Below are 11,123 nucleotides of genomic sequence, written 5' to 3' on the forward strand. Positions count from 1 at the left end.
TTGCTGGCAAGTTGATTTTGCTACAATTGCCGTCGTGATCGATCCGACGGCACGTTCACGACGTCGCGCTCGACCAGGCAACCGGAGTGGCCCGCCACTTCCCACTATTATTAGAAAGCGTTCCATGTCCGACGAAACTCTGCAACCAGTATTCCAAATCCAACGCGTCTACCTGAAAGACATGTCGCTGGAGCAACCGAACTCGCCATCGATCTTCCTGGAGCAAGAAGCGCCAGCGATCGAAGTGTCGCTCGACGTGGGTGCTGAAAGCATCGCCGAAGGCATCTACGAGTCGACCGTGACGATCACCGTCACCGCCAAGGTCAAGGACAAGGTTGCGTTCCTGGTCGAAGGCAAGCAGGCTGGTATCTTCGAAGCCCGTAACATCCCGGCTGACCAGATGGATCCACTGCTGGGCATCGGCTGCCCGAACATCATCTATCCATACCTGCGCGCGAACATCGCCGACGTGATCAGCCGTGCCGGCTTCCCGCCAGTGCACCTGGCCGAGATCAACTTCGAAGCCTTCTACCAGCAGCGCGCCCAGGCCATGGCCGAAGCCGCAGCAGCGCCGTCGAACTAAGCAGCAACAGTCGTACCCGACGAACGCGGCACCGCGCCGCGTTCGTGCCAGATGTCCGGCGTCCCGGTTTCACCCACCATCCAGGCCCGCCATGTTCCCGTCCCGCCGTCTTGCCGGCCTCCCGCTCATTGCCTCATGCGCCGCATTGCTGGTCGCCCCGAGCGCATTGGCGTTTGATTTCAAGACAGTTGGCAAGGTCCCCGCGATTCTCTACGCGACGCCATCGGCCAAGGGAAACAAACTCTATGTCGCGCCGCCCGGCATGCCGTTGCAAGTCATGCTGACCTATGGCGACTGGGTCAAGGTGCGCGACATGAACGGCGACGTGGCCTGGACCCAGGCCAAGGGCCTCCAGGCGCAGCGCAATGTGCTGGTGAAAACACCCGGCGCGCGCATGCATGCCGGTCCCGATGAGTACTCCGCTGTCCTGATGACGGCCGACAAGGGCGTCGTGCTGGCACTGAGCGATCCGACTGCCGTCGTCTGGGCGCACGTGCGCCACCGCGACGGCATCGATGGCTATATCAAGGTCTCCGACATCTGGGGTCTGTAATCCACTGCAGGAGTTCCATGCAACAGCAAAACCTCAACAAAATCACTGTCCTCGGCGCCGGCGCCTGGGGCACCGCCGTTGCCATTGCCCTGGCGGCGCGCCACGACGTGCTGCTATGGGGCCGCAATCCCCAGCAGATGCGCGATATCGACGCCGCGCGCGACAACCTGGCGTATCTGCCGGGCCATCCGCTGCCGGCAGCGTTGCGCGTGAGCGCCGACTTCGACGCCGCACTGGCCCATGTCGCCACGACCGCACCGGACGACACGCCGCTGCTGATCCTGGCTTGCCCGGTGGCCGGCCTGCGCCCGCTGCTCGAACAATTGCGCGGCCGGCCGATTCCGAACGTGGTCTGGCTGTGCAAGGGTTTTGAAGCCGGCACCGCCCTGCTGCCGCACCAGGTGGTGGCGCAAGTGCTGGGCGACGCCGTGCCCGGCGCGGCGCTGTCCGGCCCGTCGTTCGCGCAAGAAGTGGCGCGCGGGCTGCCATGCGCGCTGACCGTGGCGTCGAGCTCGCGCGCGCTGCGCGAACGCGTGGTCGCGCTGGCGCATGGCGACAATCTGCGCGTGTATTCGTGCGACGACGTCGTCGGCGTGGAAGTCGGTGGCGCGGTCAAGAACGTGATGGCGATTGCCACCGGCACGTCCGATGGTCTGGGGCTGGGCCTGAATGCCCGCGCCGCCCTGATCACGCGCGGGCTGGCCGAAATCACGCGCCTGGGGCTGGCGCTGGGCGCGCAGCCGGGCACGTTCATGGGCCTCAGTGGCATGGGCGATCTGATCCTGACCTGCACGGGTGACCTGTCGCGCAACCGGCGCGTGGGGCTGGCGCTGGCCGAAGGCAAGGCACTGGCGACCATCGTGGCCGAACTGGGCCACGTGGCCGAAGGCGTGCCGTGTGCGAAGGCGGTGCGTGAACTGGCGCGCAAGATGGGCGTGGATATGCCGATTACCGAGGCGGTGGCGGGCGTGCTGTTCGATGGGGTGGATGCCGCGCACACGGCGGCGGGGTTGCTGGCGCGGGATCCGCGGATTGAAGTGGCGTAGGGGCTGGGCGGCGGACTTGGGTTCCCGCCTTCGCGGGAACCCAAGTCAATGTGCACGCCGCAACCGTAAAACCTCAGCCGGTTGGCCCACCCGACCGTTCCGGCCCCATCAAAATCGTCATCAACGCCACCGCATCCTTCACGGCGCGCACCGTGTGCGGCACGCCACCGGCCAGATACACCATCTCGTTCGGCAGCAGCGACGTCGTTGCGCCATGCGCATCGACGGCGATCTCGCCTTCCAGGCACAGCACCGTCACTTCGCCATCGACCCGGTGTTCGGGAATGGGCCGTTCCACCGGCAGCACCAGCCGGATCAGTTCCATATGCTCGGTCTTGACCAGGGCCACCGAGGTGAAATGGGCGATGTCGTCGTCGCCGCGTTGCAATGCGATTTTCTCGCCGGATGTAGCGTGATGCAAGGCCATGTCGCCCTCCTCTATTCGTCGTGTTCGTCGTGTTGTTCCGGGACGCTGCGCAGCCAGGTGACCAGCGCAAACGCATCCTTGAATCCCTGCGCCAGTTGCGGCACCAGTTTCTCTGGTGCGTTCAGCGCCAGATCGACTTCGGTCCACACGAAAAAGCTTTTCAGCTTCAGGTACTCGACATGCGGATGATCCGCATCGAAACCCTTTGGTGGACGCTGCAACTTGTCCTCTTCCAGGAGGTCACCATAGGTGGCGCGGAGATGCTTATTCTTCAACATTTTGGCAAAACCCGTCGCATCGTTGACCACGTGCTCGCGGATCGCTTTCAGGCGCGGCGGTGGCGGCAGGTATTCGCCGACGCCAAAACCGAGCTTGCCGCTGGCGTCGATCTGGAAATAATAGGTCGAGCCGCCGCCGGCACTGGGGCGGCGCTTGTCGTTCGGCGTGATGCCGGCCGAGAAGCGCGTCTTGTACGGCGTCTTGTTTTTTGAAAAGCGGATATCGCGGTTGATGCGAAACATCGCCTTCTTCGGGTTGCAGGCCGCCACCTGCTTGTCGAAGGCCGTGATGGCGCGGATCAGTTCAGTGACGACGTCGTGGAATTCTTCGCGCAGGATGTCGTAGCGCGGCTTGTTCATGATGAACCACGGGCGGTTGTTGCTCTCGGTGAGTTCGTTCAGGTATTGCGTCAGGTCGCGCAGGTGCATGTGGGTCCGAAAATAGAAATCAAAAAGTTCAGGGTGCCTGGCGTGGACGGCGACCAACCTTGACGTCGATCGTCGTTTCGCGCTGCTGGCGCAGGATCGTCATCGGGACGGACGCGCCCGGTTCGAGCTGGGCGATCAGCTTGAGCATCTCGTTCGTATCAAGCACTTTTTTACCAGCAACTGCCACCAGGATGTCGCCCGGCTGAATGCCGGCGCGCGCGGCCGGCCCGCCACGCACGACGCCGGCGATGATGGCGCCGCTGCTTTTTGGCAGGCCAAAGCTGTCGGCCATCTCGGGCGTGATGTCCTGCGACTCGATGCCGATCCAGCCGCGCACCACGTGGCCGTTCTTGACGATGGCGTCCAGCACGCTCTTGGCGGTGGACACGGGAATGGCAAAGCCAATGCCGACCGAGCCGCCGGTCTGCGAATAAATCGCCGAATTGATGCCAAGCAGGTGGCCATTGGTATCGACCAGCGCGCCGCCCGAGTTGCCGAAGTTGATCGCGGCATCGGTCTGGATGAAATTCTCGACGTGGTTGATGTGCAGGTTGTTGCGCCCGAGCGCCGAGATGATGCCCATCGTGACGGTTTGCCCGACACCGAACGGATTGCCGATGGCCAGCACGACATCGCCCACGCGCGCCTGCTCCGGGTCGCCCAGCACCATCACCGGCAACTTGCCTTCCCTGATGCGGATCACGGCCAGGTCGGTTTCGGGATCGGTGCCGACCAGCGTGGCTGCGGCCTTGCGCCCGTCGGCCAGGCCGACCTCGATGGCATCGGCGCCATCGATCACGTGAAAGTTGGTGACGATATAGCCGTCGCTGCTGACGATGACGCCCGAGCCAAGGCTGGCCAGTTGCTCGTCCTGCGGCGCGCGGCCGCCGAAGAAGCGGCGAAACAGCGGGTCTTTCAGCAGCGGATGCGCCTCGCGCGACGCCTTGCTGGTATAGATATTGACCACCGACGGCATCGCCTTGGCAGCCGCATCGCGATAACTGCCTGTTGCGGCCCGGGGCGGCGCCTGCAGCATCGGCACCGACTTGCCGGGTGCGCCCACCTGCACTTGCGTGGGCTTCTGCTCGAGCCAGCCCGGACGGACAGCGGCCACGACCATCCAGGCAGCCAGCGCAATCGTCACCGCTTGCGCAAACAGCAGCCAGTAGCGCCGCAGCGGGTGCGGGCGCCTCAAGTCGCGGACGATGTCATGGCTCACTTTTTAAGCGAGTCGCGAATCTCGCGCAGCAGCAGCACATCTTCTGGTGTGGCGGCCGGTTTTGGCGCTTCGATCGGGCCGCGCAGGCGGTTCATGATGCGCACCATCTGGAAGATGATGAATGCCAGAATGATAAAGTTCAGCAGGATCGTCACAAAATTTCCGTATGCAATCACCGCACCCGCCTTTTGCGCCTCGGCCAAAGGTAGGCTATAACCTTGGTTATTGAGGGGAATGTAATAATTGGCGAAATCCAGGCCACCGAACAGGGCGCCGATCGGCGGCATGATGACATCCTTGACCAGCGAATCGACGATGCGGCCGAACGCGCCGCCGATGATCACGCCGACGGCGAGGTCCATCACATTGCCGCGTACTGCAAATTTCTTGAACTCTTCCATCATCGCCATGATCGCGCCCTCATTGTTGTTGAAATAAGAGTTTGCATGATACCCGATGCATATTGAGGGCGGTTTCACCCGGGCGCCGCCATGGTGCAAAAGACCACGCCAGCAAGGCGTGTAGACGAGACAATATTTTTTCTACACGTGTTGCCGTTCACATATAATTTTGCATGCTGGAAGCTCGGTATTAATTCTTATAATTCGTATATTCACGGAGTGGGGTTGGTATGAGTACTCAAAAGCAGGTCGATCCTGGTCGACGGGGCTTGCTGGTCGCGACATGCGCCGCAGGCGGCGTCGTCGGCGTGGCCACGGCGGGAGCCCTGGTCAGCACCTTCCAGCCATCCGAGCGCGCCAAAGCGGCCGGCGCGCCGGTTGAAGTCGATATCGGCGACGTCGCCCCCGGCGAGATGAAAGTCGTCGAATGGCGCGGCAAGCCGGTCTGGATCTTGCGCCGCACCCCCGCCATGATGGCCACGCTCGACAAGGACCAGGGCGAACTGGCCGACCCCGCCTCCGAAAAGATATTCCAGCTCGACATGCCGGAATACTGCAAGAACCCCCACCGCTCGCGCGTCGAACACAAGGAAGTGCTGGTCACGGTGGGCATCTGCTCGCACCTGGGCTGCTCGCCTTCCTCGCGCCTGGCGGCCGGGCCGCAGCCGAACCTGCCCGACAACTGGCCGGGCGGCTTCTTGTGCCCATGCCATGGTTCGACCTTCGATTTGTCCGCGCGCGTGTTTAAAAACAAGCCGGCGCCGACGAATATGGATGTCCCCCCGTACATGTATCTGTCCGACAGCAAGATCGTGATCGGCAAAGACGAGAAAGGCGAGGCATAACCATGGGCGCGTTCAAGGAGACAAAGCTGCCGGCCGATGCACCGGCAGCCGAAAAAGCGCTGGCCTGGGTCGATGACCGCTTTCCGGCCACCAAGCTGTGGAACGATCAGTGGGGCCAGTACCGCGCGCCCAAGAATTTCAACGTCTGGTATCTGTTCGGCTCGCTCTCGGCCCTCGTGCTGGTGCTGCAGATCGTCACCGGCATTTTCCTCACAATGCACTACAAGCCCGACGCGGCGCTGGCGTTCGGCTCGGTCGAGTACATCATGCGCGAAGTGCCATGGGGCTGGCTGGTGCGCTATATGCACTCGACTGGCGCCTCGGCCTTCTTCATCGTCGTCTACCTGCACATGGCGCGCGGCCTGATGTACGGCTCGTACCGCAAGCCACGCGAGCTGGTCTGGCTGTTCGGCTTCGGCATCTTCTTGTGCCTGATGGCCGAGGCGTTCTTCGGCTACCTGCTGCCGTGGGGTCAAATGTCGTACTGGGGCGCACAAGTGATCGTCAACCTGTTCGGCGCGATTCCCGTGATCGGCGCCGACCTGTCGCTGTGGATCCGCGGTGACTACGTGGTGTCGGACGCCACGCTGAACCGCTTCTTCGCCTTCCACGTGATCGCCCTGCCCCTGGTCATCATCGGCCTGGTCGTCGCCCACCTGACCGCGCTTCACGAGGTCGGCTCGAACAATCCGGACGGCATCGAAGTCAACGACCATATCGGCCCGGACGGCTACCCGCTCGACGCGATCCCGTCGCATCCGTACTACACCACCAAGGATCTGTTCGGCGTGACCGTGTTCCTGCTGCTGTTCTCGGCGGTCGTGTTCTTCGCACCCGAAATGGGCGGCTACTTCCTCGAGTACAACAACTTCTTGCCAGCCGACTCGATGAAGACCCCGTCGCACATCGCGCCGACCTGGTACTTCACGCCGTTCTACTCGGTGCTGCGCGCCACCACGGCCGACTTCATGTACGTGCTGATGGCCGCGGTCGCCGCCTACGTCGTGTTCATCTGGTTCAAGTCGCGCCTGGCCTTCATCACCAAGGCCATCATCGCCGCGATCGGCCTAGTGCTGATCATCGGCATGCTGCCGCAAGTGCTCGATGCCAAGTTCTGGGGCGTGGTGCTGTTCGGCTCGTCGGTGATGATCATCGCCGGCATGCCGTGGCTCGACCACTCGCCGGCCCGCTCGCTGCGCTACCGTCCGGACTGGCACAAGTGGGTATATGCGATCTTCGCGCTCGTGTTCGTCACGCTGGGCTACCTGGGCACGCAACTGCCGACCGCCGCCTTCACCCTGATCTCGCAGGTGTGCACGCTGGCGTACTTCGGGTTCTTCCTGCTGATGCCGTGGTGGAGCACGATGGGCGCCTTCAAGCCGGTGCCGACCCGTGTCACCTTCACCCCGCACTGATTGCCCACGGACACGCGCACAAGGACATCCCATGACATTGCTTGTGAAAAAACTGATCGCCATCCTGGCGCTGGCGCCTGGCTTGGCCTTCGCCGCCGAGGGCACCTTCCCGCTCGACCGCGCCCCCGAGCGCGGCGACCTGGGGTCGTTGCAGAACGGCGCCAAATTGTTTGTGAACCATTGCCTCAACTGCCATTCGGCCACGTCGATGCGTTACAACCGCCTGCGCGACCTGGGCTTGTCGGACGACCAGATCCGCCAGAATCTGTTGTTTTCTGCCGACAAGGTCGGCGACATGATGACGACGGCGATGCGTCCGAAAGATGCCGCGGCCTGGTTCGGCGCGGTGCCGCCCGATTTGTCGGTGATCGCGCGCGCCAAGGCCTCGCCGGCCGGCACCGGTGCCGACTACCTGTACACCTATCTGCGCACGTTCTACCAGGACGAGACCCGGCCGACCGGCTGGAACAATATGGTGGTGCCGAATGTCGCGATGCCGCACGCCATGTGGCTGCAGCAGGGAATCCGCACGGCGAAGTTCACCGACCAGCCCGATCCGCACGAGGCCGGCAAAACGGTCCACACCTTCGCCGGCTTTGAGCAAGTGAGCCCGGGCACCATGAGCCAGCAGGATTTCAACACCGCCACGGCGGATCTGGTCGCCTACATGGTCTGGATGGCCGAACCGGCCCAGGCCACGCGAAAGCGATTGGGTGCGTTTGTGCTGTTATTCCTGACGATTTTCGCCTTTTTGGCCTGGCGATTGAACGAATCGTACTGGAAAGAAGTGAAGTAATTCGCTTTCGTTGCTCGGTTGGCTATAATACGGGCAATCATTTCTCTGGGGTGAGTGCTCGGCGCTACACCCCTTTGTTTCTTAAGGAACTATAAACCATGATGGTTCTCTACTCCGGCACCACGTGCCCGTTCTCCCAACGCTGCCGCCTCGTCCTGTTCGAAAAGGGCATGGACTTCGAAGTGCGCGACGTTGACCTGTTCAACAAGCCGGAAGATATTTCGACGATGAACCCGTACGGCCAGGTGCCAATCCTGGTCGAGCGCGAACTGATCCTGTACGAATCGAACATCATCAACGAGTACATCGACGAGCGCTTCCCGCATCCGCAACTGATGCCGGCCGACCCGTTGATGCGCGCCCGTGCCCGACTGATGCTGTTCAACTTCGAAAAAGAGCTGTTCGTCCACGTGCACACGCTGGAAAGCGAGCGCAACAAGTCGAACGACAAGATCCACGACAAGGCCCGGACCGAAATCCGCGACCGCCTGACCACGCTGGCGCCGCTGTTCCTGAAGAACAAGTACATGCTGGGTGACGAGTTCTCGATGCTCGACGTGGCCATTGCCCCGCTGCTCTGGCGCCTGGACCACTACGGCATCGAACTGTCGAAGACCGCTGCACCGCTGATGAAGTACGCCGAGCGTATCTTCTCGCGCCCTGCTTATATCGAGGCGTTGACCCCGTCCGAGAAAGTGATGCGTCGTTGATCGACATTGGGCGGGATTATTCCCGTCCCTTTCTGCACCCGCACCTGACGCGCCGAAACTGGACGTTCTTCGGGCGAATCCGATAGACTGGCGCGAACACCCGTTTTGCCCGTATTGCTAGACACCACCACCATGTCAGACATCTCCACCAAACCCTACCTGCTGCGCGCCATCTACGAATGGTGTACGGACAGTGGCTTCACGCCTTATCTCGCAGTCAAGGTCGATGGATCGACGACGGTGCCGATGGAATACGTCCGCAAGGGCGAGATCATCCTGAACATCAGCTTCGGCGCTACGTCGGCGTTGAAAATGGACAACGACGCGGTCCACTTCCGGGCACGCTTCAATGGCGTCTCGCGCGAGATCTACATCCCTGTGCACAATGTGTTGGCGATTTATGCCAATGAGAATGGTCAGGGAATGGCGTTCGAGGTGGGGGCGTTGCCTGATGCTTCATCAGATGATTCGTCACCTGGAGTGGGGACTGCACCTGCGGGGCCGTCGCTGTCGGCGGTGCCATCAAAAGGCGTGGATTCGCCAGTGGTGCCGGATACGGAAGTGTCTGCGCCAGCGCCCTCGGGCGGTGACGATGAGCCACCGAAGAAGGGTGGACGACCGACCCTCACGCGCATCAAATAGCGTATAATTCTTGCTCTAAAGATCACGCCGGCTTAGCTCATTTGGTAGAGCAGTTGATTTGTAATCATCAGGTGATCCGTTCGATTCGGATAGTCGGCACCAAAAATATGCAATAAAACAAAGGGTTACGCGATTTATTCATGTAACCCTTTTCCTCTTTTGAGTTTTACCCACGGTCATGTAAGCGCCATGTAACCCGACTAGGCGAGTTCCTATTTGTTGTGGCTTTTCCTATAATTGACATGTCACTCGTGATAACGCACAAGTCGCATGTAGTACGCCTGAGGAGCGCGCAAGTCTCGGTTGCTCCAAAAGGAGTGACGCTGTTAAAATCAAGGCTTAGTACTGTAAAAACGTACAGTAGAAATTTTCACCGCACATCATGAAGGAGGGAACCGTGGGACATCTATCCAGCAGCCCGTTTGCCTTCTTGGGAGCAGAGGGAGCAGCTCGAGAGTTGCTGTCCAGATACTGGGATGGCCAATTACCAATCGATCCAGTCAAGATTGCCACCATAGCTGGTATTTCTGTCTACGGACGTGGAGGCTGGGATGACATGGATTACTCGTATAGCGGGTATTACAAAACGCTTAATGGCCGACCGTCTATCGAATATAACGTTTCCGAGCCTCCAGTACGCCAGCGGTTTACGGTTGCACACGAGCTAGGACACTTCGCTCTTGGGCATGAGGATGCACCAAGAGATACAGGTAACTTTCAGTCGAGTGGTGACCAGCGCGAGCGGCAGGCAAATAGATTTGCCGCCGAACTGCTTATGCCGTCTTCTTTGGTGACTCAGTACTTCCAAAATGGCGTTGCAAGCAGCATTGAAGCTCTGGCTAACATTTTTGGTGTCTCCAAGGACGCGATGGGTTATCGCTTGATTAACTTAGGATTGCTCCGATAACCGGAAATATGTTTTAACTCGGCAGAAGCAGTCGCTACTTAAATTAGCTCAGGAAAAATATTGAGTTTTCAATCCTCGACGGCAGACGCGCCTTCTTCGCCTCAGTCCCTGGAAAACCATTCTCCAGACCCAAGTAACACACTAAATGGAAGTGTTAATCCACCTCAAGCAAGCCAGCTAAGGACAGAGCTCGGTTCGCAACCAAACTCAGCAACAGCTGAGCCAGGTGATAGTCGCCCATTGCCGCCCTTTCACGGAAACCTTTTAAACGACGGGATTACTGACCAGATATCACGGCGCGCCCAAAGACGCCCAATTGTTATAGCGGCATTATTTGTGCTAGGGGCGTTTACGGTGTGCCTGATTGGGGTCGTCTTCACGCTGGGCGTGGCATTTCACCAAGCATTAAAGCCAGACAATATCGCGAAATTTGTAGCTGTGGAACTACGGGGAAAAGTTAACGAAGTTGCTTCAAAGCAGGCTGAAAAAGCTGGCATTTCTTCTAAATTGGAAAAGCCTTCTCCTGCTTCCGATAAGGATGCAAAGGCTATTAACGCGAAGACCGATAGCGAAGACGCTGTGGCTAAAGAAGCTGAACCAATCAAAGTAGAAGCTAAAATCTACGGCGAGATACGTGACTCAATGGTCCCGTTGGTTGCCTTAGTATCCATCCTCACTGTAGCTGTTATCGTGATTTTAGGAACTATGTTGAAAGCGGCTTTTTCTCCCCACCCTAACAGTGGATACAACTTGGCGGAGAAAAACGATACATCTCCGGTTCCCCTTCTTGAAGCTCTTAAGTCTTTGATTGAGTCAGTTAAGGCAGCGTGGAAATAGTGTTTGTGCAATCCAACAAGGTCTAACTGTTAGTT

At 59.9% G+C, this 11,123-nt stretch carries 14 protein-coding genes and 1 tRNA gene; 11 read left to right on the top strand and 4 right to left on the bottom strand.

Annotated elements, in window-relative coordinates:
- Positions 1-124: 124 nt before the first annotated feature.
- The 3 genes from secB to AB2N08_RS12520 all read left to right on the top strand — a co-directional run bounded on the left by secB (position 125) and on the right by AB2N08_RS12520 (position 2,182).
- Positions 125-583 (top strand): protein-export chaperone SecB, encoded by a 459-nt coding sequence (secB, locus tag AB2N08_RS12510; protein ID WP_183554579.1) that lies wholly within the window; start codon positions 125-127, stop codon positions 581-583.
- Positions 584-674: 91 nt separating this feature from the next.
- Positions 675-1,136 carry an SH3 domain-containing protein gene (locus AB2N08_RS12515; protein ID WP_367610977.1) on the top strand — a complete coding sequence of 154 codons (462 nt, stop codon included), beginning with the start codon at positions 675-677 and terminating at the stop codon, positions 1,134-1,136.
- 17 nt (positions 1,137-1,153) lie between these two features.
- The gene (locus AB2N08_RS12520; RefSeq protein ID WP_367610978.1) at positions 1,154-2,182 is read left to right on the top strand and encodes an NAD(P)H-dependent glycerol-3-phosphate dehydrogenase; all 1,029 of its coding nucleotides are present in this window, start codon (positions 1,154-1,156) and stop codon (positions 2,180-2,182) included.
- Between the two features lie 73 nt (positions 2,183-2,255).
- On the opposite strand, the gene AB2N08_RS12525 is transcribed toward AB2N08_RS12520, so the two are convergent.
- Genes AB2N08_RS12525 through mscL form a run of 4 tightly spaced genes read right to left on the bottom strand, consistent with a single transcriptional unit; the run spans position 2,256 to position 4,945 of the window.
- Entirely contained in the window at positions 2,256-2,609 is a 354-nt protein-coding gene (locus AB2N08_RS12525) for a hypothetical protein (RefSeq protein WP_367610979.1), read from the bottom strand.
- Positions 2,610-2,620: 11 nt separating this feature from the next.
- Complete coding sequence (locus tag AB2N08_RS12530; protein ID WP_367610980.1) at positions 2,621-3,316, bottom strand: DUF2461 domain-containing protein; 696 nt, start codon at positions 3,314-3,316, stop codon at positions 2,621-2,623.
- 28 nt (positions 3,317-3,344) lie between these two features.
- Positions 3,345-4,493, bottom strand: coding sequence for a Do family serine endopeptidase (locus AB2N08_RS12535; RefSeq protein WP_367611112.1), 1,149 nt, complete (start codon positions 4,491-4,493; stop codon positions 3,345-3,347).
- Between the two features lie 38 nt (positions 4,494-4,531).
- On the bottom strand, positions 4,532-4,945 hold the full coding sequence (gene mscL / locus AB2N08_RS12540; RefSeq protein WP_367610981.1) for a large conductance mechanosensitive channel protein MscL: 414 nt from the start codon (positions 4,943-4,945) through the stop codon (positions 4,532-4,534).
- Between the two features lie 221 nt (positions 4,946-5,166).
- Between mscL and petA the strand changes: the two genes are divergently transcribed.
- From petA to AB2N08_RS12580, 8 genes are all read left to right on the top strand, one after another.
- Positions 5,167-5,781 (top strand): ubiquinol-cytochrome c reductase iron-sulfur subunit, encoded by a 615-nt coding sequence (gene petA / locus AB2N08_RS12545; RefSeq protein ID WP_367610982.1) that lies wholly within the window; start codon positions 5,167-5,169, stop codon positions 5,779-5,781.
- Between the two features lie 2 nt (positions 5,782-5,783).
- Positions 5,784-7,196 (top strand): cytochrome b, encoded by a 1,413-nt coding sequence (locus tag AB2N08_RS12550; RefSeq protein ID WP_367610983.1) that lies wholly within the window; start codon positions 5,784-5,786, stop codon positions 7,194-7,196.
- A 31-nt stretch (positions 7,197-7,227) separates the two neighbouring features.
- Positions 7,228-7,992, top strand: coding sequence for a cytochrome c1 (locus AB2N08_RS12555; RefSeq protein ID WP_367610984.1), 765 nt, complete (start codon positions 7,228-7,230; stop codon positions 7,990-7,992).
- 98 nt (positions 7,993-8,090) lie between these two features.
- Positions 8,091-8,702, top strand: a complete 612-nt coding sequence (locus AB2N08_RS12560; protein ID WP_183554595.1) for a glutathione S-transferase N-terminal domain-containing protein — start codon at positions 8,091-8,093, stop codon at positions 8,700-8,702.
- 132 nt (positions 8,703-8,834) lie between these two features.
- Positions 8,835-9,344 carry a ClpXP protease specificity-enhancing factor gene (locus AB2N08_RS12565; RefSeq protein WP_367610985.1) on the top strand — a complete coding sequence of 170 codons (510 nt, stop codon included), beginning with the start codon at positions 8,835-8,837 and terminating at the stop codon, positions 9,342-9,344.
- A gap of 26 nt (positions 9,345-9,370) precedes the next feature.
- Positions 9,371-9,446: transfer RNA gene (locus AB2N08_RS12570), tRNA-Thr, on the top strand.
- 295 nt (positions 9,447-9,741) lie between these two features.
- The gene (locus AB2N08_RS12575) at positions 9,742-10,251 is read left to right on the top strand and encodes an ImmA/IrrE family metallo-endopeptidase (RefSeq protein ID WP_367610986.1); all 510 of its coding nucleotides are present in this window, start codon (positions 9,742-9,744) and stop codon (positions 10,249-10,251) included.
- Between the two features lie 60 nt (positions 10,252-10,311).
- Positions 10,312-11,088: a hypothetical protein gene (locus AB2N08_RS12580; protein WP_367610987.1), complete on the top strand. Its 777-nt coding sequence runs from the start codon at positions 10,312-10,314 to the stop codon at positions 11,086-11,088.
- Positions 11,089-11,123 lie beyond the last annotated feature (35 nt).

The organism is Massilia aurea (genome assembly GCF_040790145.1).
In the GTDB taxonomy this organism is placed as follows: Bacteria; Pseudomonadota; Gammaproteobacteria; order Burkholderiales; family Burkholderiaceae_D; genus Telluria; species Telluria aurea_C.